Genomic DNA, 24821 nt, shown 5'->3' on the forward strand with positions numbered 1-24821 from the left:
GGGCCGCGCAAGGCGGCCCTCGATTCCTGCGCTCTGACCGTCAATTCCTGAACAGGTCGAGAATGCGGTTGCGCTCTTCTGTCGGCGGCGGCGCATGCGGAGCCACATCAGGGCCACCGGTGCTGCGCTGCTGTTCCTCCAGCCCGACGCTGGCGATGCCCGCATTGCGTGCATATTCCTCGTAGAACCATTCGCCGCCGACATTGACCACTCCGGGCGGTACGACGGGCTCGCTCACGGGGACTCCCTTGAGCGCACGCTCCATGAAGCTGATCCAGACCGGCAGGCTCAGGCCGCCGCCGGTTTCCCGGCTGCCCAGGTTGCGCGGCGTGTCATAGCCGATCCAGGTGACAGCAGCGATGGTCGGCTGGTAGCCGGCAAACCAGGCGTCCACCGAGTCGTTGGTGGTGCCGGTCTTGCCGGCCAGGTCCGGCCGCTTCAGGGTGCCTTGTGCGCGCGCGGCCGTGCCAGAGCGGGTGACTTCCTGGAGCAGGCTGTTCATCACGAAGGCATTGCGCGCGTCGATGGCGCGTGGCAGATCCGTGACGGCGGGTGGCGTGACTTCGGAGATGACCCGGCCCTTGTGGTCGGTGACCTTGGCGATGAGCCAGGGGTTGACGCGGTAGCCGCCGTTGGCGAACACGGAATAGGCCGAGGCCATCTGCAGCGGCGTGACCGATCCCGCGCCCAGCGCCATGGTCAGGTAGGCGGGGTGCTTCTCGGCATCGAAGCCGAAACGTGAGACCCATTCCTGCGCGGTCTTGGGGCCGACGGCCTGCAGGATCCGGATGGAGATCATGTTCTTGGACTTCGCCAAACCCGTGCGCAGGGTCATGGGGCCGTCGTACTTGCCGTCGTAGTTCTTGGGTTCCCAGGGTTGGCCACCGGTCGTGCCGGCGTCGAAGAACAGCGGGGCATCGTTGACCACGGTGGCGGGCGTGAAGCCTTTCTCCAGGGCCGCCGAATAGATGAACGGCTTGAAGCTGGAGCCCGGCTGGCGCCAGGCCTGCGCCGCATGGTTGAACTTGTTCTTGTCGAAGTCGAAGCCACCCACCAGAGCGCGGATCGAGCCGGTGCGGGGATCGAGTGCAACGAAGGCGCCTTCGACTTCGGGCAACTGGGTGATCTCCCAGGCGCCCTTGGGCGTCTTGACCACGCGGATCACGGCGCCGCGGCGGATCTTGATGTTGGGCGGTGCCTTGTCGCTCAGCCCGGACTGGGCAGGCTTGAGGCCATCGCCCGTGATCTCGAGGTTGTCGCCATTGGCGCGGGCGGCAACGATCTTGCGGGGGCCGGCTTCGAGCACCACGGCGGCCATCACGTCGCCGTTGTCGGGGTGGTTGGCCAGGGCGTCGTCCACCGCTTCTTCCACTTCCTGGGCTGCAGTGGGCAGCACCACGAACTTTTCCGGGCCCCGGTACTGCTGGCGGCGCTCGTAGTCCATGATGCCGCGGCGCAGTGCGGTATAGGCGGCTTCCTGCTCCCCGGCATTCAGCGTGGTGTAGACATTCAGGCCGCGGGTGTAGGCCTCGTTGCCATACTGCGTGAAGATGAGCTGGCGCGCCATCTCGGCCACATACTCGGCATGGATGCGCGTGTTGTCCGGACCGCTGCGGATCTTGAGGTCTTCCTTCTTGGCGGCAGCGGCTTCCTGGGCGGTGATGAAGCCGTTCTCTTCCATCCGCTCGATGATGTAGAGCTGGCGCGAGCGCGCGCGCTTGGGATTGCTGATCGGGTTGTAGGCCGAGGGGGCCTTGGGCAGGCCGGCAAGCATCGCTGCCTCGGCGATCGAAATGGATTTGAGCGGCTTTCCGTAGTAAGCCTCTGCCGCCGCAGAAAATCCATAGGCCCGGTTGCCCAGGTAAATCTGGTTCATGTAAATCTCAAGGATCTGGTCCTTGGTCAACATATGCTCCAGTTTGAATGTCAGTAATATTTCGTAAATTTTGCGAGTAAATGTTTTCTCTGAGGACAGATAAACATTGCGCGCCACCTGCATTGTGATAGTTGAGGCGCCCTGGCTTTTGACGCGGCCCAGATTGGCCAGGCCGGCGCGAATCACGCCCTTGTAGTCGACGCCGCCATGCTGGAAGAAGCGCGAGTCTTCGATCGCCAGCACCGCGTCCTTCATGACCTTGGGGATCTCCTGGATGGGTGTCAGGTTGCGCCGTTCTTCGCCGAATTCGCCCAGCAACGCACCTTCCGAGGAATAGACGCGCAGGGGCAGCTTGGGACGGTAGTCCGCCAGATCCGAAATGTCGGGCAGGTTGGGGTAGGCCACCGCCAGTGCCACGGCAATGGTCAGCAACAGGCCGAGCGCACCTGCGACCGCAAGGCCCGTGGTCCACAGTACGAAGCGAAGCAGCCAGCGAAGCCAGGTGGGGCGGGAGGGGGCGGAAGCGGCGGTCGAAGAGTCGGTTGGCTTTTGCTGGGGAGAAGTGGGCGGCGGCATATCGCTCCGATTGGTGGAGACACCATTATAAAAATCTCGGACCTCTTTCAGTGGAAACGGCCCGAGGGCTCCGACCAACGGTCTCGGCGGCCGCTTTACGGCCTTGCAATTGCGCAGAAGCCACTGAAGAGATCGTGTGGTTTTGGCAACGCTTCGAACGGTTCAGATGGGGAAAATTCTTTGCCGGTGAAGTACCTTACTGATAGCATTCATGTGAAGTGTTAAGTTTTGTTGCGTCATTTAGACAAGTTACAGGGGACCCATCTTGATCTCAACGGGATCTTTGTTCAGTCGCCAGTCTGCGCCTCTGCTGGGTATCGACATCAGCTCATCCAGCGTCAAGTTGGTCGAGTTGGGGCGGGACAAGGCGGGAGGCCTGGTCCTCGAGCGCTGCGCCATCGAGCCGCTGGAACGCGGCTGGATCACCGATGGCAATATCGAAAAGTTCGACGAAGTGGCGGAAGCCCTGCGTCGCCTCGTCAAGAAGAGCGGCACGCGCACCAAGAACGTGGCGCTCGCTTTGCCGCCTTCGGCCGTGATCACAAAGAAGATCACCCTGCCCGGTGGCATGACCGAGCAGGAGCTTGAAGTCCAGGTCGAGTCTGAAGCAAATCAGTACATTCCTTTCTCTCTGGACGAGGTGAGCCTGGACTTTTGTGTCATAGGCCCCAGCAAGAGTTCCCCGGGTGATGTGGAAGTGTTGATTGCGGCTTCTCGCAAGGAGAAGGTGCAGGATCGGCAGGGCCTTGCGGAAGCTGCCGGCCTCAAGCCCGTTGTCGTGGACATCGAGTCCAATGCCTCGCGTCTGGCTGCGGGCCGCCTGATCGAGGCCTTGCCCAACAAGGGCGTAGACGCCCTGGTGGCCCTGTTCGAGGTCGGTGCCGTCACCACCAGCATGCAGGTCATCCGCAATGAGGAAGTGGTCTATGACCGCGACCAGGCATTCGGTGGTGCACAACTGACCCAACTGATCGTTCGCCAGTATGGTTTCTCGGTGGAGGAGGCCGAGAACAAGAAGCGCAATGGCGATCTGCCCGAGGATTACCAAGCGGCCGTGCTGCGTCCCTTTGTGGACAACATGGCCCAGGAAATCGGCCGTGCTCTGCAGTTCTTCTTTACCAGCACACCGCACAACCGCATCGATCACATCGTCCTGGCGGGAGGGTCCGCTCCGTTGCCTGGGTTGACGGAAGCGGTCACGCAGCAAACAGGTTTCGCCTGCAGCCTGGCCAATCCTTTTGACGGCATGGAAATCGGCAACTCGGTGCGGCTCAAGAAGATGGTGCGTGAAGCACCTTCCTATCTGACATCGTGCGGCCTTGCCATGCGGAGGTTCCTGCAGTGATACTGATTAACTTACTTCCCCATCGGGAAGCCGCCAGAAAACGCCGCCGTGAAGGATTTCAGGCAACGATGATGGCTTCTGCCATTGTCGGCCTGCTGGTTGCGGGCCTGATCTACTGGGTCTTGCAGACCCTGATTGCAGACCAGCAAGCCAAAAATGGTGTCCTGAAATCTGAAATTCAAGTGCTTGAAGGCCAGATCAAGGAAATTGCGAATATCGAAGAAGAAATCGCTGCGCTGCGTGCACGTCAGAAGGCAGTGGAAGATCTTCAGGCGGACCGCAATCTGCCGGTCCACTTGCTGACGGAACTGGTCAAGCAATTGCCTGATGGCGTGTACATCACTACGCTGAAGCAAACGAATCAGTCGATCGCTTTGCAGGGCGTTGCCCAATCCAACGAACGGATTTCTGAGTTGCTGCGCAACCTGTCCAACAACACGCCATGGCTTTCAAAGCCAGAGCTTGTAGAAATTGTTGCCACCAATGTGAACCTGAGTGCCAGGGATGTACGTCGTGTCGCGTCTTTCAACCTTCGTTTTCAACTGGTAAAGTCCAGCGAAGCGCGTAAAGCGATGGAGGCTGCTGCAAGTGCGGCGGGAGGCTGAAATCATGGCAACAAAAAAAGCCCAAAAAATTGACGTTTCTGAGAAATTTGCCGATTTTCAACGCCAGTTCTCCAACCTGGATACCAAGGACCCATCGCTTTGGCCGCCAGTACCCCGGTATATATTGTGTGTCTTCATCGCAGTGGCCGTGGCCGCTGCATTGTGGTTCATCAAATTGACGGACTACGAAGCCGAGCTGAGGACCGAAGAAGCGACTGAACTGACGCTGCGCGAGGACTACAAGAAAAAGTTGCAAAAAGCCGTCAGCCTGGATGCGCTGAAAAAGCAGCGTGAACAAGTCCAGCAGTACGTTATCCAGTTGGAAAAGCAACTGCCCAGCAAAGCGGAAATGGCGGCACTCCTGTCCGACATCAACCAATCAGGCCTGGGCAGAAGTCTGCAATTTGAACTGTTCAGACCAGGCCAAGTGGTTGTGCGTGAGTATTATGCTGAACTGCCGATCGCTGTGCGTGTAACCGGGCGCTACCATGATATGGGGGCCTTCGCTTCCGATATCGCTCATTTGTCTCGGATCGTGACTTTGAACGATGTGGCAATTTCGACGCCCGCCCCCCAAAGCAAGGAGGCCGCCAACGGTAATCTGATAATGGATGCTACAGCGCGCACCTTCCGCTACCTTGATTCAGAGGAAATCCAGGCGCAACGCAAGACTGCAGGGGCGGGGGCTGCAAAATGAACTACATAAAAGGCACTCTTGCTCTTGCGTGCGTTGCTGTCCTGACCGGCTGTATTTCTTCCGGGGAAGATGAGATTCGCCAGTGGATCAGCGAAGAGCGCGCGCAGGCCAAGCCGCGCGTGACCCCACTGTCCGAGCCCAAGCAGTTCAAGCCGGAGCCTTATGGTTCGGATAATCAGCTTGAACCATTCAATCCGCTGAAGCTGACACAGGCGTTGCGGCGGGATTCGGCACAACTTGCCTCCAATGCGGCTTTGATTGCTCCAGAAATGGCACGCAGAAAAGAGCCATTGGAAGCGTACCCATTGGATGCCATTGCCATGGTCGGCAGCCTGCAAAGCAAAGGCAAGCCTGCGGCTTTGGTAACTGCCGACAAGCTGCTGTACCAGGTGGCGGTCGGGCAATACCTTGGCCAAAATTACGGGCGTATCACGTCCATTACCGAAACGGGCATCCAGCTGCGAGAAATCGTTCAGGACGCAACAGGTGATTGGACTGAAAGAACAACGTCGCTTGAGTTGCAAGAAGGGGTAAAAAAATGAAGCGAAACACATTTTGGACGATGCGGTTTTTCAATCGGAGCATGCTTCTCGCAACCTCGCTTGCAGCTTCTTCTGTTGTTTGGGCGCAAGGGGCAATTGAAAATATTTCTGGCGCGATGCAGGGGGGGGTGGAGATCGTCCGTATCGATTTTTCGGAGCCTGTCTCCGCCTTGCCCACTGGGTTTGTCACCCAGTCGCCCGCGCGCATTGCCCTTGATTTTCCCGACACTACCAGTGGCTTGGGTAAATCAGTGGTTCAAATCAATCAGGGGAACATCCGGTCGGCCAACCTCGTGCAGGCTCCGGGTCGTTCGCGGGTGGTTTTGAATTTGAAGCAGGCCGCGTCCTACCGCACGGAGCTGCAAGGCAAATCCGTGCTGGTGTATTTGGATACCACCATGGCGCCGGTGGTGGCTACAAACGGCTCGCAGACTGCGATTTTTTCAGAGAGCACGAATGCCGAAATAATGCCCATCAAGGACATTGATTTTCGCCGCGGTGCTGATGGGTCTGGGCGGGTCGTTATCACGCTGCCGAACAACCAGGTAGGTGTGGATCTGCGTCCTGTCGGCAAAGGTCTGACGGTAGACTTTTTGAAATCCTCCCTGTCCGAGGGGTTGCGCCGTCGCTTGGATGTCACGGACTTCGGAACTCCCGTGCAGATCATCTCCTCCACCCAGCAAGGGGACAGGGTTCGCATGGTGATCGAGCCGGTGGGCGAATGGGAGCACAGCGCCTACCAAAGCGATAATCAATTCGTTGTGGAAGTGCGTCAGAAGAAAATTGACCTTACCAAGCTGACGCAAGGACCCGGTTACAGCGGTGAAAAGCTGTCGCTCAATTTCCAGAACATCGAAGTGCGGTCCCTTCTGCAGGTGATCGCCGACTTCACCAACTTCAACATCGTGACTTCGGATACCGTCACAGGCGCGTTGACTCTGCGCCTGAAGGACGTGCCTTGGGACCAAGCGCTGCAGATCATCATGGATGCCAAGGGCTTGGGCATGCGCAAGAACGGCTCGGTGCTCTGGATTGCTCCCAAGGACGAGATTGACGACAGAACCAAAAAGGATTTTGAAGCGGCCTTGGCCATTCAGAAGCTGGAGCCATTGAGGACCCAGGCGTTTCAGATGAACTATGCCAAAGCCACGGATATGGTGGTGCAACTTTCCTCAACATCGAGCGGAAGTACTTCGAACCGCTTTCTAAGTGAGCGTGGTAGTGCCATAGCGGAGCCTCGGACCAATCAGTTGTTTGTGACGGATACTGCAGCCAAACTCGAAGAGGTGCGTCAGCTTCTATCGACCCTGGATGTGGCGGTTCGGCAGGTGATGATCGAAGCGCGTATTGTGGAAGCCTCCGATACATTTGGTCGCTCCCTGGGTGTGCGCCTCGGCGCAACAGACTTGCGCGCCGGGCGAGGCGGAGACGGTGGCTACTCCTTGGGAACCAGTGGAAATCGACTTGCTTTCGGAACCAATTACAGCAATGCAGTTGCTTCCACCTCTGCCGGGGGCGCGGTCAATACAAATGGTAACTTTGTCAATTTGCCGGCAACTGCGATCGGGGGCTACGATCCATCGAGCTTTGCAATTTCCATCTTCAATTCGGCTGCGAACCGATTCTTGAATCTTGAAATCTCGGCGCTTGAAGCGGACGGCAAAGGCAAGATTGTGTCCAGCCCTCGGGTGGTGACAGCAGATCAGACCAAGGCATCGATTGAGCAGGGGACGGAGTTTCCTTATCCTGTGACTGCGCCGAATGGTGGTACCGTGATTGCATTCAAGAAAGCTGTTCTCAAGCTGGAAGTGCTTCCACAGATCACTCCGGAAGGAAATATCATTCTTGATCTGGATGTCAATAAAGACAGCCCTGGCGAGGTATTGAACAACGTGCGCGCAATCAACACCAAGCACATCAAGACCCAGGTCCTGGTGGAAAATGGTGGGACCGTCGTAATTGGCGGTATCTTCGAGCTCTTTGAAGACAACAACGAGACCAAGGTTCCAGTACTTGGCGATATTCCAGGTGTTGGAAATCTGTTCAAGACGCGTACGAAATCAGCCAACAAGCAAGAGATGCTGATTTTTATCACCCCGAAGGTGATTACTGATCGCTCTGCATTCCGTTGAAGTTTTTTGAAATGGGAAAGAAAATGAAAAAATTATGGAAGAGCCTTCTCCTTGCTTCCGCAGCAGCGCTGGCGGCATGCGGCGGTGGAGGTGGCAGCGGAGGAGAATCCAATCTCCAGTACCGCATTACGTTGACCACGGCAAAATCGCAATTGCCTCTTAACATCGGAGGTGTTGGGGCCGGGTCAGGTGCTTCTGCACCCTTTACCACCACCTTGTATGTGGATGCGAGAGTCGGTTCCAACCCCATTCCTGGTGGCGATGAAATTTTTGGGTGCAATATTGTCCAGGGCTTGGATTCTGGTTCCCTTTACTATCTCGATGGTAATGAGGAGCACGAGGATGACAATGGCAATCCCTTGGCATACCGTTCGATTACGCTTGGCGCAAACTCTGGTGGTGCGTCCTTTCACTTCCATGCAGATGACCAAGCGGGCACGGCCCGCATCGTGTGCTCGGTGACCGATCCGCGCGACTCCAAGGTGTATACCGCGAGTGTGGATATTGTCGTGGGCGCCGCCACCGGCAAGGTCGCCAGCGTAAAGGGTGTGGTAGACGCGCCCCAGGTCCTGCTGTCCCGGGATGCCACTCCTCGGACCCCTTATAGAAACAATATCGGTATCCAGGCTTTTGTCAGGGATGACGCGAACCAGCCCATTCCTACGCCATCTGCCCCGAATCTCCAGGTCAGCATTCGACCGATTGGCCAGGCTGCAATCGGCGCGCGATTGCTGCAAGCAAACCAGTCGGGCAGCGTATTACAACTGCGCACAGTGGGCGGCATCGGCACGTTCGCGCTGAACAGCGGGCTTAACACTGGAGCCATTGTGCTGGAGTTTGTTACCGACCGGTTTGACAACGACATCACCAACGGTATTCAGGACCCGATTACCTCCCTGTATGCGGTACCGGTTGTCGACAATGTTGCTGCGGCACCATTGGCCCTGACCACGTTGGCTGACCAGGACGCGACTGCTTTCATACCATTTGCGACCGTATTCACTGTCCAAGGCGGCGTGGGTCCCTATACGTGGAGTGCCATTGGATTGCCTGGCGGCTTGAACATCAGCAGCGATGGCATCGTGAGCGGCGCACCCCAAGGCCCAGCCGGTGTTTACAGTGCAGTGATCACCGTGGTGGATGCGTTAGGCGCCAAGGTGTCCGGCAACGTGAAGTTCACGGTGTCAGGTGGAGCGACGGTTCCCAACCCTCTGAGCTTGAACGGTTGCGTGACCAACGGGACCGCCGCGTGCGCGCTGCCTCCGGCGAATGTCGGCGAGGCGTACCTGTACAGCTTGTCGGTCTCCGGTGGAAATACAGCGGATCCGGTGGTCTGGACCTTTGCTCCGACACCTCTGCCTGCGGGCCTGAGAGGCAGCAGTACCGGCAACAGCGGCGTGATCAGCGGCACCCCCACTGCATCGTGCAACGCCAGGTTCCTGGTAACGGCGACCCGCGGTACCGTGACCGTGACCCAGCAGGTGTCTGTGCAGATCGGCGCCAACACTGCGGCCTGCCCCTGATAGTCCAAGGGGCGCTTGGCGAGATTCGAAGTTCTCGGATCAGCTGAGCGCCCTGGCAGAAGAATAGAAACCCCGTGGATCCTTGGATCCACGGGGTTTTCTATTGACAGAGCTTGCAATGTCGTTCTGCGGGCGATTCGAACGGCATTCTGCGTAAACTACGCCCCTATGCTTGAAACCGCCGATCTGCTCCCCGCTTCCCCCGCCGCATCCCCAGCAGGTACTACCTCCCATAGAGTCGCCATTGACCTGGGCGATCGCAGCTACGGTATCGAAATTGGCGCAGGCCTTCTTGCCCGACTGCAGGAAGGCCTGGAGTTGCCCGGCGGCACGTCGGCCCTGGTGGTCACCAACGACACTGTTGGTCCGCTGTACGGGGCGCAGGTGGTGGAGGCGCTGCGCCAGCGCTACCCGGTCGTGCACACGGTGACGCTGCCTGATGGTGAAGAGTTCAAGGGCTGGGAAACCCTGCAGCGCATCTTCGACGCCCTGCTCACGCATGGCTGTGACCGCAAGGCCGTGCTGTTTGCCCTCGGCGGTGGCGTCATCGGCGACATGACCGGCTTTGCCGCCGCCACCTACATGCGCGGTGTTCCCTTCGTGCAGATTCCCACCACCTTGCTGGCGCAGGTGGATTCCTCGGTGGGCGGCAAGACGGCCATCAACCACCCACTGGGCAAGAACATGGTGGGTGCGTTCTACCAGCCCCGGCTGGTGGTGTGCGACCTGGCCACGCTCGATACCCTGAGTGCGCGCGAGATGAGCGCCGGCTTGGCGGAAGTGATCAAGTATGGGCCCATTGCCGACATGGCATTCATGGACTGGCTCGATACCTCCATGGACGCGCTGCGAGCCCGAGACCGGGCAGCGCTCGCGCATGCCGTGCGCCGCAGCTGTGAGATCAAGGCCTGGGTGGTGGGCCTGGATGAGCGTGAGGGCGGCCTCAGGGCCATCCTGAACTTCGGCCATACCTTCGGCCATGCCATCGAGGCAGGCATGGGCTACGGTGTGTGGCTGCATGGCGAAGGCGTGGGCGCAGGCATGGTGATGGCTGCTGAACTTTCGCGCCGGCTGGGTCTGGTGGACGATGCCTTCGTGCAGCGCCTTGTGGGACTCATCGAACGCGCAGGCCTGCCGACCAAGGGGCCGGACATCGATGCCTCCGACAATGCCGGCCGCTACCTGGAGCTCATGCGCATCGACAAGAAATCCGAGGCGGGCGAGATTCGCTTTGTGCTCATCGATGGCCCCGGAAAGGCCGTCGTCCGCGCGGCGCCCGACGCGCTGGTGCGCGAAGTGATCGACGCCTGCTGCGCTTAGCAGACAACCAGTGGGTTGGATTGAGTGGGGGGCTGGCCTTGTTTCTTTCTGCCGCCACCCCGCCAAACGCCGGTTACCGTTCCCGGCCACAATGGGCCTCATCTGTTGAAGACCAACCATCGCGAGCCTGTTGTTGAACCCCAGATCCGACCTTGCCGTCTATGCCAGCCACCCTGCATCGAGCCGGGGCCGGCGCCATCCCGAAACGCCTGCGCCGACCCGCTCGGAGTACCAGCGGGATCGCGACCGCATCGTGCACTCCACGGCGTTTCGCCGGCTGGTCTACAAGACCCAGGTCTTCCTGAACCACGAGGGAGACCTGTTCCGTACCCGGCTGACCCATTCGCTGGAGGTCGCCCAGCTCGGGCGCTCGATTGCGCGCTCGTTGCGCATTGACGAGGACCTGGTCGAAGCCATCTCGCTCGCCCATGACCTGGGGCACACGCCCTTCGGCCATGCGGGCCAGGACGCGCTGCACGAGTGCATGGCCGATCATGGCGGTTTCGAGCACAACCTGCAGAGCCTGCGGGTGGTCGACCAACTTGAAGAACGCTACCCGCATTTCGATGGCCTGAACCTGACCTTCGAGACGCGCGAGGGCATCCTCAAGCATTGTTCCAAGGTCCATGCCCAGCAGATCGAGGATGCAGAGCCCGGTGGGGTCGGCGGCCGTTTTCTGCGCCGTGAGCAGCCTGGCCTGGAGGCCCAGCTGTGCAACCTGGCCGATGAGATTGCCTACAACGCGCACGACATCGACGATGGCGTGCGTTCCGGCCTCATCACCATCGAGCAGCTGCGCGAGGTTCCCTTGTTCGACCAGTACCGCCATGCGGCCCAGGCGGCGCACCCCCACCTGAAGGATGCGGCGATGCACCGGCGCCTGCTCTACGAGGCCATCCGCCTGATGCTGAGCGCGCAGGTTTACGACGTGATCGATGCGACCTCGGCCGCTCTGGCGCAGGCAGCGCCTACCAGCGCCGATGCCGTGCGCCTATCGCCACCGCTGGTGCGCTTCAGCGAGCCCATGCGCGAACAGTCGGTCGTGCTCAAGCGCTTTCTTTTCAAGAACCTGTACCGCCATGCCCAGGTCATGGAAACCACGGGCCGCGCCCAACAGGTCGTGCGAGATCTGTTTGCGGCCTACCTGCAGTCGCCGCAGGAGATGAAGCCCGCTTTTGCGCGGCAAGCCAGCACGGACGACATGGCGGTGAAGTCGCGCGCCGTTGCCGACTTCATTGCCGGCATGACCGACCGCTTCGCCGGGCGTGAGCATCAGCGGTTGACGGGGCAGCGCTTGCTCGATTGATGGATGCCCTTTCTTTGGGGGAAGCGCGCGTCGGCAGGGTGCCCGTTAAAATCAGGGCCCTTCTTCTGTGCGCCTGCCGCACCCTTGCATGAATTCCCAGCCACCCACGCCTGCCGTCTCCCTGCCTGCCGTCCGCGACACCGTGCAGTGGCTGGAACGTGCCGTCATCGGCCTTAACCTGTGCCCCTTCGCCAAGGGCGTGCACGTCAAGGGCCAAGTCCATTACGCGGTCAGCGATGCCATGGACCGCTCGCGGCTGCTGGACGAACTGCGGGCCGAATTGCTCGCGTTGGCCAAAATCGCTGCCGATGTGCGGGACACCACGTTGCTGGTCGTGCCCACCCCGCTGCTGGCCGATTTCCTGGATTTCAACGACTTCTTGGGCCAGGCGGAAGACCTGCTCGGCGAACTGGAGCTCGACGGCACGCTGCAGATCGCCAGCTTCCACCCCCAGTTCCAGTTTGCGGGGACGGATGTGGATGAGGTGAGCAACTGCACCAACCGGTCCCCGTACCCCACGCTGCACCTGCTGCGCGAGGACAGCATCGACCGCGCCGTGGAGGTGTTTCCCGAGGCCGAGGCGATCTATGAACGCAATATCGAGGTGCTTGAAAAGCTGGGCATGAACGGTTGGCAGGCGCTCGATGTCGGTCCTGGCTGCTCCGATGCCCACAAGGCAGGGGGCGTGGCATGAACGCGCCCCGCAACCCCAATGCGGCTGGCAAGCAGACTGCCAAGGCGCCGGCGGCCTCACCTGCGGAGCAGCTAGACCTTCGCCCTGGCCAATCGCTGGAGCTGCTCAAGGAGCTGCACATCCTCACGCGCGAAGGGCGTATCAACCAGGACTCGCGCCGCAAGCTCAAGCAGGTCTACCACCTGTTCAACTTCATCGAGCCCTTGCTGGCCGGGCTGTCCACCGACGGCCATGCCCCGAGTCTGGCGGACCATGGCGCAGGCAAGTCCTACCTGGGATTCATCCTCTACGACCTGTACTTCAAGGCACGGGGGCAGGGCCATATCTATGGCATCGAGACCCGCAGCGAGCTGGTAGAGCGTTCCCGGGCCCTGGCCCGGCAGCTGGGCTTTGCCCGCATGTCCTTCCTCAACCTGTCGGTGGCCGAATCGGCCGATGCCGCCGAACTGCCCGCGCAAGTCGACGTGGTCACGGCCCTGCATGCCTGTGACACCGCCACTGACGACGCCATCGCCTTCGGTCTGCAAAAGCGCGCCCGGGCCATGGTGCTCGTGCCCTGTTGCCAGGCCGAGATGGCCGCCTGTCTGCGCCAGGGCAAGGCGCTGCAGCTGTCGCGCACGCCGCTGGCCGAACTGTGGCGCCACCCGCTGCATACGCGCGAACTGGGTAGCCAGGTCACCAATGTGCTGCGCTGCCTGTACCTGGAAGCCAGCGGCTACCAGGTCACGGTCACCGAGCTGGTGGGCTGGGAGCACAGCATGAAGAACGAGCTCATCATCGCGCGCTACACCGGCCAGAAAAAGCGCAGTGCTGCGGAACGCCTGCGCGCCATCCTGCGCGAGATGGGGTTGGAGCAGGCCATGTCTGCGCGGTTCGGATTGCAGCCAGAGGCAGAAGCCGGCCACAGCGCCGAAACGGCGTCGCCGTAGAGCGCTCGCCCGGCGCCGTCGACGGCGGGCACGGTATCGGATGAAAATGGGGACAGGTTTATCATACCTCTCCCACATCATCCGACCACCCGCTTTGCGCCATGGCCCGCCTGCCCCGACTGACCCTGCCCGGCTTCCCCCACCATGTGATCCAGCGCGGCAACAACCGCCAGGCAATCTTCCTGGACCGGGCCGACTTCGAGGCCATGCTCGCCTTGCTCGATGACAACGCGCGCAAGTTCCAGGTGGCCCTGCATGCCTATGTGCTGATGGACAACCACTTCCATCTGCTGGCCACCCCGTCCACGGACGATGGCCTGCCGCAGATGATGCAGTCCATCGGGCGCAGGTACGTGCGCTACTTCAACCAGCGCCATGGGCGCACGGGTACCTTGTGGGAAGGGCGCTACCGTTCCACGGTGATGGAGGCCGAGCGCTACCTGCTGGCCTGCATGGTCTACATCGACCTCAACCCCGTGCGTGCCGGCACGGTGCAGCGCGCGGTGGACTACCCCTGGTCCAGCCACGGCCACTGGCTGGGCCTGCGCACCGACCGGCTGCTCACCACCCACGCGCTGTACTGGGCACTGGGCAATACGCCCTTTGCGCGCGAGGCAGCCTATGCCGCACTGTTGCAGGCGGGCCTGGGTGAGAAGCAGCTGCACGCTCTCACGCAGTCCGCGCTGAGCGGATGGGCGTTGGGCGAGCCCGACTTCGTCGCCGGCCTGCAGAAGCTTACCCCCCGCAGGGTGACCAAGGCCAAGCCCGGCAGGCCGCCCATGCCGGTGACTCCCGAGGAGGCCTGACGCAAGTCGAACCAATGGATACAGTCCCATCTCAACTCAATTTTGATATGTCCCCAATTAATTCCGACTTTTTCGGTTGGTTAATTTAATAAGAATCTGACCCCAATTAATATGCTTGCCTTGCATGTTGCAATGCACTAACCTTGCCTTCCCTGCGAAAATTCATGAGGAGTGCGCCATGACCACGGCTGCCGAGATCCAGCATCTGCAACAACACGGTTTGTATTCAAAGTCCAACGAGCATGACGCCTGCGGGCTCGGCTTCGTCGCCCACATCAAGGGCGTCAAGCGCCACGATATCGTGACGCAGGCCCTGAAGATCCTGGAGAACATCGACCACCGTGGCGCCGTGGGTGCCGACAAGCTCATGGGCGACGGCGCGGGCATCCTGATCCAGATCCCCGACGCGCTGTACCGTGAAGAGATGGCCAAACAGGGCGTCACGCTGCCCGCCGCCGGCGAGTACGGTGTGGGCATGATCTTCCTGCCCAAGGAGCACGCCTCTCGTCTGGCCTGCGAGCAGGAGATGGAACGCGCCATCAAGGCCGAAGGCCAGGTGCTGCTCGGCTGGCGCGACGTGCCGGTCAACGTCGACATGCCCATGTCGCCCACCGTGCGCAAGAAGGAGCCCATCCTGCGCCAGGTCTTCATCGGCCGCGGTAACGACGTGATCGTGCAGGATGCGCTGGAGCGCAAGCTGTACGTGATCCGCAAGACGGCCAGCGCCGCCATCCAGAACCTCAAGCTCAAGCACAGCAAGGAATATTACGTTCCCAGCATGTCCAGCCGCACCGTGGTCTACAAGGGCCTGCTGCTGGCCGACCAGGTGGGCACCTACTACATGGACCTGCAGGACGAGCGCTGCGTCTCGGCCATCGGCCTGGTGCACCAACGTTTTTCCACCAACACCTTTCCCGAGTGGCCGCTGGCCCACCCCTACCGCTACGTGGCGCACAACGGTGAAATCAACACCGTCAAGGGCAATTACAACTGGATGAAGGCGCGCGAAGGCGTGATGGCCTCGCCCGTGCTCGCGGCCGACCTGCACAAGCTCTACCCCATCAGCTTCGCCGACCAGTCCGACACCGCCACGTTCGACAACTGCCTCGAACTGCTGACCATGGCTGGCTACCCCATCAGCCAGGCCGTGATGATGATGATCCCCGAGCCCTGGGAGCAGCACACCACCATGGACGAGCGCCGCCGCGCCTTCTATGAGTACCACGCTGCGATGATGGAGCCCTGGGACGGCCCAGCCTCCATCGTCTTCACCGATGGCCGCCAGATCGGTGCCACGCTGGACCGCAACGGCCTGCGCCCGTCGCGCTACTGCATCACCGACGACGATCTGGTCATCATGGCCTCGGAGTCGGGCGTGCTGCCCATCCCCGAGAACAAGATCGTGCGCAAGTGGCGCCTGCAGCCTGGCAAGATGTTCCTGATCGACCTGGAACAGGGCCGCATGATCGACGACGAAGAGCTCAAGGCCAACGTCGTCAACACCAAGCCCTACAAGCAGTGGATCGAAAACCTGCGCATCAAGCTCGACAGCATCGACGCTGCCGCTGATGCGCCCGCGCCCGAAGCTTCCACGCTGCCGCTGCTCGACCGCCAGCAGGCCTTCGGCTACACGCAAGAGGACATCAAGTTCCTGATGGCCCCCATGGCCCGCAATGGCGAGGAGGGCATCGGCTCCATGGGCAACGACAGCCCGCTGGCCGTGCTCTCGGGCAAGAACAAGCCGCTGTTCAACTACTTCAAGCAGCTGTTCGCTCAGGTGACCAACCCGCCGATCGATCCGATCCGCGAAGCCATCGTGATGTCGCTCAACAGCTTCATCGGCCCCAAGCCCAATTTGCTGGACATCAACCAGGTCAACCCGCCGATGCGGCTCGAAGTGAGCCAGCCTGTGCTCGACTTCGCCGACATGGCCAAGCTGCGCGACATCGAGAAGTACACGCAGGGCAAGTTCAAAAGCGTCACCATTGACATCACCTACCCGCTGGACTGGGGTCGTGAGGGGGTGGAAGCCAAGCTCGCCTCGCTGTGCGCGCAGGCGGTGGACGCCATCAAGGGCGGTGCCAACATCCTCATCGTCAGCGACCGCGCCGTGAGCGCCACGCAGGTGGCCATCCCTGCGCTGCTGGCCCTGTCGGCCATCCACCAGCACCTGGTGGGCGCAGGCCTGCGCACCACCGCCGGCCTGGTGGTCGAGACCGGCACCGCGCGCGAAGTGCACCACTTCGCCGTGCTGGGTGGCTACGGAGCCGAAGCCGTGCACCCCTACCTCGCCATGGAAACCCTGGCCGAGATGCACAAGGACATGCCTGGCGACCTGTCGCCGGACAAGGCCATCTACAACTACGTCAAGGCCATCGGCAAGGGCCTGTCCAAGATCATGTCCAAGATGGGCGTGAGCACCTACATGAGCTACTGCGGCGCGCAGCTGTTCGAGGCCATCGGCCTGAACACCGACACCGTGGGCAAGTACTTCACCGGCACGGCCAGCCGCGTGGAAGGCATCGGCGTGTTCGAGATCGCCGAGGAAGCCATCCGCATGCACAAGGCCGCCTTCGGCGACGACCCCGTGCTCGAAACCATGCTGGACGCCGGCGGCGAATACGCCTGGCGCGCCCGAGGCGAAGAGCACATGTGGAGCCCCGACGCCATCGCCAAGCTGCAGCACTCCACGCGTGCCAACAGCTGGAACACGTACAAGGAATACGCGCAGATCATCAACGACCAGAGCAAGCGCCACATGACGCTGCGCGGCCTGTTCGAGTTCAAGATCGATCCCGCCAAGGCCATCTCCGTGGACGAGGTCGAGCCCGCCAAGGAGATCGTCAAGCGCTTCGCCACCGGCGCCATGTCGCTGGGCTCCATCTCCACCGAAGCGCATGCCACCCTGGCCGTGGCCATGAACCGCATCGGCGGCAAGAGCAACACCGGCGAGGGCGGCGAGGACGCTGCACGCTACCGCAACGAACTCAAGGGCATCCCGATCAAGCAGGGCGACACGCTCAAGAGCGTGATCGGCGCCGAAAACGTCGAGGTCGACCTGCCCCTGCAGGACGGCGACTCCCTGCGCAGCCGCATCAAGCAGGTGGCCTCGGGCCGCTTCGGCGTCACGGCCGAATACCTGTCCTCGGCCGACCAGATCCAGATCAAGATGGCCCAGGGCGCCAAGCCCGGCGAAGGCGGCCAACTGCCTGGCGGCAAGGTCTCCACCTACATCGGCAAGCTGCGCCACAGCGTGCCCGGCGTGGGCCTGATCTCGCCCCCGCCGCACCACGACATCTACTCCATCGAAGACCTGGCCCAGCTCATCCACGACCTGAAGAACGTGGCACCGCACGCCAGCATCAGCACCAAGCTGGTGTCCGAAGTCGGCGTGGGCACCATCGCGGCCGGCGTCACCAAGTGCAAGAGCGACCACCTGGTGATCGCCGGCCATGACGGCGGCACGGGCGCATCGCCCTGGTCGTCCATCAAGCACGCGGGCGGACCCTGGGAAATCGGCCTGGCCGAAACCCAGCAGACCCTGGTGCTCAACCGCCTGCGCGGCCGCGTGCGCGTGCAGGCCGACGGCCAGATGAAGACCGGCCGCGACGTCGCCATCGGCGCGCTGCTCGGTGCCGACGAGTTCGGCTTCGCCACGGCGCCCCTGGTCGTCGAAGGCTGCATCATGATGCGCAAGTGCCACCTGAACACCTGCCCAGTGGGCGTGGCCACGCAGGACCCGGCCCTGCGCGCCAAGTTCTCGGGCAAGCCCGAGCACGTGGTCAACTACTTCTTCTTCATCGCCGAAGAAGTGCGCCAGATCATGGCCCAACTGGGCATCCGCAAGTTCGACGACCTGATCGGCCGCTCCGACCTGCTCGACATGCGCTCCGGCATCGCCCACTGGAAGGCCCGCGGCCTCGATTTCGGCCGCCTGTTCGCCCAGCCCAACGTGCCCGCCGACGTGCCACGCTTCCACGTGGACGTGCAGGACCACAACATCGAGCACACGCTGGACCGCAAGCTCATCGAACGCAGCCGCCCCGCCATCGACAAGGGCGAGCGCGTGCAGTTCATCGAAGTGGCGCGCAACGTCAACCGCTCCGTGGGCGCCATGCTCTCGGGTGCCGTGACCCGCGCCCACCCCGAAGGCCTGCCGGACGACACCATCCGCATCCAGCTCGAAGGCACGGGCGGCCAGTCCTTTGGTGCCTTCCTCACGCGCGGCATCACGCTGTACCTGATCGGCGACGCCAACGACTACACCGGCAAGGGCCTGTCGGGCGGCCGCGTCATCGTGCGCCCCAGCATCGACTTCCGCGGTGATTCCGTGCGCAACACCATCGTGGGCAACACTGTCATGTACGGCGCCACCACCGGCGAGGCCTTCTTCAGCGGCGTGGCCGGCGAACGCTTTGCCGTGCGCCTGTCGGGCGCCACGGCGGTCGTCGAGGGCACGGGCGACCATGGCTGCGAATACATGACCGGCGGCACCGTGATGGTGCTGGGCAAGACCGGCCGCAACTTCGCGGCCGGCATGAGCGGCGGCGTCGCCTACGTCTACGACGAAGACGGCCAGTTCGACACGCGCTGCAACATGTCCATGGTCACGCTGGAACGCATCCTGCCTTCCTCCGAGCAGGAGGCCACCGTGCCCCGCGCCATCTGGCACAACGGCCAGACCGACGAAGCCCAGCTCAAGAAGCTGCTGGAAGACCACAACCGCTGGACGGGCAGCAAGCGCGCGCGCGAACTGCTCGACAACTGGGCGGCATCGCGCAGCAAGTTCGTCAAGGTCTTCCCGACCGAGTACAAGCGCGCGCTGGCCGAGATTTATGAACGCAAGGTGCTCGAGGAGCCTGCCACCCCCGCGGTGGCCCCGGCTGCCAAGAACGTGGCCGTGCCCGCCAAGTAAGGCGCGGCCCCACCGAACACCCGCACAGCATTCATAGACAAGGACACGCAATCATGGGAAAGACCACCGGCTTCATGGAGTACGAGCGCATCGAAGAGGGCTACAAGCCCGTCGGCGAGCGCCTGAAGCATTACAAGGAATTCGTCATCGGGCTCGATGAGTCCCAGGCCAAGGTGCAGGGCGCGCGCTGCATGGACTGCGGCACGCCGTTCTGCAACAACGGCTGCCCGGTGAACAACATCATTCCGGACTTCAACGACCTGGTCTACCAGGCCGACTGGAAGAGCGCCATCGCCGTGCTGCACAGCACCAACAACTTCCCCGAGTTCACCGGCCGCATCTGCCCCGCACCCTGCGAGGCCGCCTGCGTGCTCAACGTGAACGACGACGCCGTGGGCATCAAGTCCATCGAGCACGCGATCATCGACCGTGCCTGGGAAGAAGGCTGGGTCAAGGCGCTGCCGTCCAAGCACAAGACCGGCAAGAAGGTCGCCGTGGTGGGCTCCGGCCCGGCCGGCATGGCCGCCGCCCAGCAACTGGCGCGCGTCGGCCACGACGTGACCCTGTTCGAGAAGAACGACCGCATCGGCGGCCTGCTGCGCTACGGCATCCCCGACTTCAAGATGGAGAAGTCGCACATTGACCGCCGCGCTGACCAGCTCAAGGCCGAAGGCGTCACCATCCGCACCAGCGTCTTCGTCGGCGCCGCCAAGGACGGTCTGGGCAAGGGCTCCAAGGTCACCAACTGGGCCAAGGAAACCGTCACCCCCGAGCAACTGCAGGCCGAGTTCGACGCCGTGCTTCTCACCGGCGGTGCCGAGCAGAGCCGCGATCTGCCCGTGCCCGGCCGCGACCTCGATGGCATCCACTTCGCCATGGAGTTCCTGCCCCAGCAGAACAAGGTCAACGCTGGCGACAAGCTCAAGAACCAGCTGCGCGCCGACGGCAAGCACGTCATCGTGATCGGTGGCGGCGACACCGGCAGCGACTGTGTGGGCACCAGCAACCGACACGGCGCCGTCAGCGTCACCCAGTTCGAGCTGATGCCCCAGCCGCCCGAAGTCGAGAACCGCCCCATGACCTGGCCCTACTGGCCGATCAAGCTGCGCACAAGCTCCAGCCACGAAGAGGGCTGCGAGCGCGAATTCGCCATCTCCACCAAGGAGTTCATCGGCGAAAAGGGCAAGGTCACCGGCCTCAAGACCGTGCGCGTGGAATGGAAGGACGGCAAGATGGTCGAAGTCCCCGGTTCCGAGAAGGTGCTCAAGGCCGACCTCGTGCTGCTGGCCATGGGCTTCGTGAGCCCTGTCGCTGCCGTGCTCGAAGCCTTCGGCGTCGAGAAGGATGCGCGCGGCAACGCCCGTGCCACCACCGAGTTCGATGGCGGCTATGCCACCAGCGCCCCCAAGGTGTTCGCGGCAGGCGACATCCGCCGCGGCCAGTCCCTGGTGGTCTGGGCCATCCGCGAAGGCCGCCAGGCCGCGCGTGCGGTCGATGAGTTCCTCATGGGTTACTCGGATCTGCCGCGCTGATCGCTGACAGGTCGAAGGCTAAGAGCGGCGCCCGAGCGGCGCCGTTTTTCATGGTGCGTGCTGCGGGAGGCACCGGGAAAAAACCGTTGCGCACGCGCGACGCTGGATGTAGGCACAATTGGAAGCAATGTCCCGCCGGGAATGCCAGACACTGGCGTACCGGATACCGTGTGCAATCCCGTATGGGAAAAATGCAAACATACATGTATGTATGTTTTCTTGTTCGGCTACCATCGCTGCTGTCTTGCGCGCATGGGCTGCCTTGCGTGCGGACAATCCTTTTTGATGCCTGCCCCCCTCTGTGTCATTGATGCCTGAGCCTTCGCCTTTCGCCGAGCTGCGCAACGTCACCTTCTCCTACGGTGACCGTCCCATCCTGCGCGACGTGTCGCTGACGGTTCCGCGCGGCAAGGTCACGGCGCTCATGGGGGCCTCGGGTGGGGGCAAGACCACGGTGCTGCGCCTCATCGGCGGACAGCAACAGGCCCAGCGGGGCGAGGTGCTGTTCGATGGCCAGAATGTGGAAAAGATGGACGCAGCCGCCCTGTACAAGGCGCGCCGGCGCATGGGCATGCTGTTCCAGTTCGGCGCGTTGTTCACCGACCTCGATGTGTTCGAGAACGTGGCCTTTCCGCTGCGCGAGCACACGGACCTGCCGGAAGAACTGATCCGCGACGTGGTGCTCATGAAGCTCAACGCCGTGGGCCTGCGCGGCGCGCGCGATCTCATGCCCAGCCAGATCTCGGGCGGCATGGCGCGGCGCGTGGCCCTGGCCCGTGCCATCGCGCTGGACCCCGAACTCGTCATGTACGACGAACCCTTCGCGGGCCTGGACCCCATCTCTCTGGGCACGGCCGCCCAGCTTATCCGCCAGCTCAACGATGCCATGGGGCTCACCAGCATCATCGTCTCGCACGACCTGGAGGAAACCTTCCGCTTGGCCGACCACGTGATCATCCTCGGTGAAGGTGTGGTGGCTGCGCAGGGCGCGCCCGACGAAGTACGGGCCAGCACCGACCCGCTGGTGCACCAGTTCGTGCATGCGCTGCCCACGGGGCCCGTGCCCTTCCACTACCCGGGCCCCACCGCAGAGCAGGACTTCGGTCCCGCAGGAGGGATTGGCCTGTGAGCTGGTACAACCCCTCCGACGTGGGCCTGGCCGTGCGCGGCAAGCTCGCGGACATCGGGGCCGCGGCCCATTTGTTCGCGCGCCTGGTGCGCCTGTTCGGTGCCACTTTCCTGCGGCCCTCGCTGGTGCGCGACCAGGTGCACTTTCTGGGCAACTTCTCGCTGGCCATCATCGCGGTGTCGGGCCTGTTCGTGGGCTTCGTGCTCGGCCTGCAGGGCTACTACACGCTGCAGCGCTACGGCTCGTCCGAGGCGCTCGGCATGTTGGTCGCGCTCTCGCTGGTGCGCGAGTTGGGTCCCGTGGTCACGGCACTGCTGTTCGCTGGCCGGGCCGGCACTTCGCTCACCGCCGAAATCGGCCTCATGCGTGCGGGCGAACAGCTCAGCGCCATGGAGATGATGGCCGTGGACCCGGTGCGCCGCATCCTGGCGCCGCGTTTCTGGGCTGGTGTCATCACCATGCCATTGCTGGCGGCGGTATTCAGCGCCGTGGGCGTGATCGGCGGCTGGATCGTCGGCGTGGTGCTCATCGGCATCGACCCAGGCGCCTTCTGGAGCCAGATGCAGGGCGGAGTCGACGTGTTCCGCGACGTGGGCAACGGCGTCATCAAGAGCGTCGTCTTTGGCGTCACCGTGACCTTCGTGGCCCTGCTGCAGGGTTACTCCGCCAAGCCCACGCCCGAGGGCGTGTCGCGCGCCACCACGCGCACGGTGGTGATGGCGTCGTTGGCGGTGCTGGGGCTGGACTTCCTGCTCACCGCCATGATGTTCAGCATCTAAGAAATAAGCAAAGAGATCGCAACCATGCAACGCTCCAAAAATGATGTCTGGGTAGGCCTGTTCGTGATGCTTGGCATCGCGGCGCTGGTCTTCCTGGCCCTGCAGTCGGCCAACCTGCTGACCCTCAATTTCCAGCGCGGCTACCAGCTCATCGCCCGCTTCGACAACATCGGAGGCCTAAAGCCCCAGGCAGCCGTGCGCAGTGCGGGCGTGGTGGTGGGCCGCGTGGAGTCCATCGCCTTCGACGACAAGACCTTCCAGGCGCGCGTCACGCTGGCCATGCAGGACCGCTATGCGTTCCCCAAGGACAGCTCGCTCAAGATCCTGACCAGCGGTTTGCTGGGCGAGCAGTACATCGGCATCGAGGCTGGTGGCGACGAAAAGAACCTCGCAGCGGGAGACACGATCACGGCCACGCAGTCCGCCGTGGTGCTCGAAAACCTGATTGGACAATTTCTTTACAGCAAAGCCGAAGACGGCAGTAAGCCCGCAGGGGCAGGTGGTAGCAAAAAATGATGAACAGGATGCAAGCGGGCACGGCCCGCCATGATGAACACCCCGCCGGCGGGCTCCTGCGCGCCGGGCGCGCCATGGCCGCAATGCTCGGGCTGGTGATGCTGGTCGGCTGCGCGAGCGGTCCCCGCACCGATCCGCGCGACCCGCTGGAACCCTACAACCGCGGCGTCACGAAGTTCAACGAGCAGGTCGACGCCATCGTGCTCAAGCCCGTCGCCACAGCCTACAAGGAGGTCACCCCCGCGCCCGTGCGCACCGGGGTAAGCAACTTCTTTGCCAACCTGACCGACGTCTGGTCCTTCGTGAACAACGTGCTGCAATTGCGCCTGGAAGGCGCCGCATCGAGCTTCATGCGCGTCAACGTGAACACCTTCTTCGGCCTGGGCGGCGTGCTGGACGTGGCCAGCGAGATCGGCATCGACCGCTACCGCCAGGATTTCGGCCTGACCCTGGGCCGCTGGGGCATGGACACCGGGCCTTACCTGGTGCTGCCCATCCTGGGGCCTTCCACCGTGCGCGACACCTTCGCCCTGCCGGTCGACATGGTGGGCAACCCTGTGCGCTATGTGGACCCGACCTCCGCCCGCAACTCGCTGTATGCCCTGCGCGCCGTGGATGCGCGTGCCAACCTGCTGCGTGCAGGTTCGGTCCTCGACAGCGCTGCCCTCGACAAGTACAGCTTCACGCGCGACGTGTTCCTGCAGGTGCGCAGCCAGGCAGGGGCGGTCCCGTACGACAAGGACAAGGACGACAGCGAACGCGAACGCGACGCCAAGGACGGCGTGCTGCCCGAGGAGCCACCACCCGCCGATGCCAAGACCCGCTGAGGGCCGAGCGGGGTGTTGCACTTGCTTGCAACCCGCTACCGGACAGAAGCACATGGCGGGCTCTTCGCGCCCACAATGAAATCAAGGGTGCCTTGCCCGCACCATGAAAGAAGACCACATGATGATGAACCGACGATTCCTGGGCCACATGGCCCTGGCCCTGGTGGCCGTGACTTCCCTGGGCCTGCCGCTGGCGGCCTCCGCTGCCGACGAAGCGCCCGACGCCTTGATCAAGCGCCTGTCCACCGACGTGCTCAACACGGTGAAGGCAGACAAGTCCATCCAGGGCGGCGACATCGCCAAGGTGATCGCGCTGGTGGACAAGACGGTCATGCCCAACGTGAATTTCCGCCGCATGACGGCCGCCGCCGTGGGCCCAGGCTGGCGCCAGGCCACGCCCGAGCAGCAAAAGCGCTTGCAGGACGAGTTCAAGATCCTGCTGGTGCGCACCTATGCGGGCGCTCTGGCGCAGGTCAACGACCAGAGCATCCAGGTCAAGCCCCTGCGCGCCGATCCTGCGGACAAGGACGTGCTGGTGCGCACCGAGATCGTGGGCCGGGGCGACCCGATCCAGCTCGACTACCGCCTGGAAAAGACGCCCGGAGATGGCGCCGGCTGGAAGATCTACAACCTCAACGTGCTGGGCGTGTGGCTGGTGGAAACCTACAAGGGCCAGTTTGCACAGGAAATCAATGCCAAGGGCGTTGACGGCCTGATCGCCTCGCTCGAGGCGCGCAACAAGTCCAATGCCGGCACCAAGGGCTGACCCGGG

General features: G+C 62.5%; 19 protein-coding genes. 18 read left to right on the plus strand and 1 reads right to left on the minus strand.

Features of this window, described 5'->3' with window-relative positions; translation table 11 throughout:
• Positions 1 to 40: 40 nt before the first annotated feature.
• Complete coding sequence (locus AC07X5_RS20960; RefSeq protein WP_494771697.1) at positions 41 to 2452, minus strand: penicillin-binding protein 1A; 2412 nt, start codon at positions 2450 to 2452, stop codon at positions 41 to 43.
• A 265-nt stretch (positions 2453 to 2717) separates the two neighbouring features.
• Between AC07X5_RS20960 and AC07X5_RS20965 the strand changes: the two genes are divergently transcribed.
• The 18 genes from AC07X5_RS20965 to AC07X5_RS21050 all read left to right on the plus strand — a co-directional run bounded on the left by AC07X5_RS20965 (position 2718) and on the right by AC07X5_RS21050 (position 24815).
• On the plus strand, positions 2718 to 3797 hold the full coding sequence (locus AC07X5_RS20965; protein ID WP_409960399.1) for a pilus assembly protein PilM: 1080 nt from the start codon (positions 2718 to 2720) through the stop codon (positions 3795 to 3797).
• On the plus strand, positions 3794 to 4402 hold the full coding sequence (locus AC07X5_RS20970) for a PilN domain-containing protein (protein WP_409960398.1): 609 nt from the start codon (positions 3794 to 3796) through the stop codon (positions 4400 to 4402). The genes AC07X5_RS20965 and AC07X5_RS20970 overlap by 4 nt, the downstream gene beginning before the upstream one ends.
• 4 nt (positions 4403 to 4406) lie before the next feature.
• Positions 4407 to 5099: a type IV pilus inner membrane component PilO gene (locus AC07X5_RS20975; protein WP_494771698.1), complete on the plus strand. Its 693-nt coding sequence runs from the start codon at positions 4407 to 4409 to the stop codon at positions 5097 to 5099.
• The gene (locus AC07X5_RS20980; protein WP_409960396.1) at positions 5096 to 5641 is read left to right on the plus strand and encodes a pilus assembly protein PilP; all 546 of its coding nucleotides are present in this window, start codon (positions 5096 to 5098) and stop codon (positions 5639 to 5641) included. The genes AC07X5_RS20975 and AC07X5_RS20980 overlap by 4 nt, the downstream gene beginning before the upstream one ends.
• A gap of 41 nt (positions 5642 to 5682) precedes the next feature.
• The gene (locus tag AC07X5_RS20985; protein ID WP_494771699.1) at positions 5683 to 7773 is read left to right on the plus strand and encodes a type IV pilus secretin PilQ; all 2091 of its coding nucleotides are present in this window, start codon (positions 5683 to 5685) and stop codon (positions 7771 to 7773) included.
• Positions 7770 to 9296 carry a putative Ig domain-containing protein gene (locus AC07X5_RS20990; RefSeq protein WP_494771700.1) on the plus strand — a complete coding sequence of 509 codons (1527 nt, stop codon included), beginning with the start codon at positions 7770 to 7772 and terminating at the stop codon, positions 9294 to 9296. The genes AC07X5_RS20985 and AC07X5_RS20990 overlap by 4 nt, the downstream gene beginning before the upstream one ends.
• Positions 9297 to 9464: 168 nt before the next feature.
• Positions 9465 to 10616, plus strand: coding sequence for a 3-dehydroquinate synthase (gene aroB, locus AC07X5_RS20995; RefSeq protein WP_494771701.1), 1152 nt, complete (start codon positions 9465 to 9467; stop codon positions 10614 to 10616).
• A gap of 133 nt (positions 10617 to 10749) precedes the next feature.
• On the plus strand, positions 10750 to 11922 hold the full coding sequence (locus tag AC07X5_RS21000) for a deoxyguanosinetriphosphate triphosphohydrolase (protein ID WP_494771702.1): 1173 nt from the start codon (positions 10750 to 10752) through the stop codon (positions 11920 to 11922).
• A gap of 88 nt (positions 11923 to 12010) precedes the next feature.
• Positions 12011 to 12616 (plus strand): DUF1415 domain-containing protein, encoded by a 606-nt coding sequence (locus AC07X5_RS21005; RefSeq protein ID WP_494771703.1) that lies wholly within the window; start codon positions 12011 to 12013, stop codon positions 12614 to 12616.
• Positions 12613 to 13545 (plus strand): class I SAM-dependent methyltransferase, encoded by a 933-nt coding sequence (locus AC07X5_RS21010; RefSeq protein ID WP_494771704.1) that lies wholly within the window; start codon positions 12613 to 12615, stop codon positions 13543 to 13545. The genes AC07X5_RS21005 and AC07X5_RS21010 overlap by 4 nt, the downstream gene beginning before the upstream one ends.
• A 101-nt stretch (positions 13546 to 13646) precedes the next feature.
• Positions 13647 to 14351 (plus strand): REP-associated tyrosine transposase, encoded by a 705-nt coding sequence (locus AC07X5_RS21015; protein ID WP_494771705.1) that lies wholly within the window; start codon positions 13647 to 13649, stop codon positions 14349 to 14351.
• A gap of 178 nt (positions 14352 to 14529) precedes the next feature.
• Positions 14530 to 19266 carry a glutamate synthase-related protein gene (locus tag AC07X5_RS21020; protein ID WP_494771706.1) on the plus strand — a complete coding sequence of 1579 codons (4737 nt, stop codon included), beginning with the start codon at positions 14530 to 14532 and terminating at the stop codon, positions 19264 to 19266.
• Between the two features lie 53 nt (positions 19267 to 19319).
• On the plus strand, positions 19320 to 20798 hold the full coding sequence (locus tag AC07X5_RS21025; protein ID WP_494771707.1) for a glutamate synthase subunit beta: 1479 nt from the start codon (positions 19320 to 19322) through the stop codon (positions 20796 to 20798).
• 310 nt (positions 20799 to 21108) lie between these two features.
• Positions 21109 to 21927: an ABC transporter ATP-binding protein gene (locus tag AC07X5_RS21030; RefSeq protein WP_494771708.1), complete on the plus strand. Its 819-nt coding sequence runs from the start codon at positions 21109 to 21111 to the stop codon at positions 21925 to 21927.
• Positions 21924 to 22706 carry a lipid asymmetry maintenance ABC transporter permease subunit MlaE gene (gene mlaE, locus AC07X5_RS21035; RefSeq protein WP_494771709.1) on the plus strand — a complete coding sequence of 261 codons (783 nt, stop codon included), beginning with the start codon at positions 21924 to 21926 and terminating at the stop codon, positions 22704 to 22706. Before AC07X5_RS21030 ends, mlaE begins: the two co-directional genes overlap by 4 nt.
• Before the next feature lie 24 nt (positions 22707 to 22730).
• A complete protein-coding gene (mlaD, locus tag AC07X5_RS21040) occupies positions 22731 to 23222 on the plus strand; it encodes an outer membrane lipid asymmetry maintenance protein MlaD (RefSeq protein WP_409960663.1) in 492 nt (163 codons plus the stop codon).
• Positions 23219 to 24049 carry an MlaA family lipoprotein gene (locus tag AC07X5_RS21045; RefSeq protein ID WP_494771710.1) on the plus strand — a complete coding sequence of 277 codons (831 nt, stop codon included), beginning with the start codon at positions 23219 to 23221 and terminating at the stop codon, positions 24047 to 24049. The genes mlaD and AC07X5_RS21045 overlap by 4 nt, the downstream gene beginning before the upstream one ends.
• 118 nt (positions 24050 to 24167) lie before the next feature.
• Positions 24168 to 24815, plus strand: a complete 648-nt coding sequence (locus tag AC07X5_RS21050; protein ID WP_409960661.1) for an MlaC/ttg2D family ABC transporter substrate-binding protein — start codon at positions 24168 to 24170, stop codon at positions 24813 to 24815.
• Positions 24816 to 24821 lie beyond the last annotated feature (6 nt).

The organism is Acidovorax sp. GW458-11-26-14-TSB4 (assembly GCF_059423865.1).